Source organism: Mesorhizobium sp. M7A.F.Ca.CA.002.04.1.1, assembly GCF_004022805.1.
GTDB classification, from domain to species: domain Bacteria; phylum Pseudomonadota; class Alphaproteobacteria; order Rhizobiales; family Rhizobiaceae; genus Mesorhizobium; species Mesorhizobium ciceri.
In genome coordinates this window covers 1-1,065 of the sequence record NZ_RZPL01001125.1, presented here as the reverse complement: position 1 = coordinate 1,065, position 1,065 = coordinate 1, and the positions used below count along the sequence as shown (strand labels likewise).

2 pseudogenes are annotated in these 1,065 nt (G+C 66.3%); one reads left to right on the top strand and one right to left on the bottom strand.

From position 1 onward, the window contains the following. Nucleotides 1-409, top strand: a pseudogene (locus ENZ75_RS32700) (oxidoreductase); the annotation flags it as partial. A 40-nt stretch (nucleotides 410-449) separates the two neighbouring features. Here ENZ75_RS32700 and ENZ75_RS32695 read toward each other — a convergent pair. Next, nucleotides 450-1,065, bottom strand: a pseudogene (locus ENZ75_RS32695) (hypothetical protein); the annotation flags it as partial.

Below are 1,065 nucleotides of genomic sequence, written 5' to 3'. Positions count from 1 at the left end.
GGATGAGAGTGGGCCGCTTGTGATGGTCGGCGGCGGTTCGGGCGTCGTGCCCTTGATGTCGATGATCCGCCACCGCGCCGCACGGAATTCAGCGGTGCCCGTCGTCCTGGTCTTTTCGGTCCGGGTCTGGGACGAAGTGATCTTTCGTGACGAGCTGATCGCCCTCGACGAGCGTCAGGACGGCTTCGAGCTGGTGCTGACACTGACCCGCGAAGCCGCACGCCGCCCGGCCGACTATGCGCGGCGGGTGGACGTCGCGATGATGGCGCAAGCCATGGCGCGGCTGCCCGAGCCGCCCGGTCTCGCCTTCGTCTGCGGCTCCAATGCCTTCGTTTCCGCGGCAGCCCAGGCGCTGATCGATGCCGGCGTTGCAGCCGAAATCATCCGCACCGAACGCTACGGAGTTTGAGCGGACGCCGCCTTGCGAGAAAGGTTCGTCGGATTCGCCTTCAGCCGATCGGCAAGAAACCCGCCGACAGCAACTGGAAAGGCAAGGCGCCATAGGCGGCCACCGTGGCCGCGTCGTTCCACTCGCGAAACTGTCGCGATGGTCGCGCCTCGAGCGTCAAGGCAACTCGCGCGCCGTCGAGCGTCACCTTGCCGCGAAAATGCAGCACGCGTTCCCTGCCGGATCGGCTGATAGCCACGGCACGCAGGCGAGCGATATGCTCGCCACCGTCATTGATCTCCATTTCGATGCGGCGCCGGACCGGCGGAACGCCGATCCTGACGGTGATGTCGAGCATCATGTCGCCGGTCGTTTGCGGACAGGCGATGGCCTGCGAAAACACCAGAGGCTCCGATGCGGCTTGCGGCTTGCCCGCGGCCGGTCTCCCGCGCCAGGGTTTGGCGGGCGGCTCCTGCTGCAACCGGCCCTTCTTCCGCTTCAGGCGCAACTGCTTGGCAAGGCCGCGCGACAGCCAGACCAGGCCGCCGAAATCCGTGCGCGGCTTGGCTTGCAGAACCGACGACCAACGCGACAGGCCAGCCCGGTCGGCCATCTCGAAGATTCTGGCCATTGTCCGTTCCGGCACCGGAATGCCGATCTCGAACGCCAGATAGGAT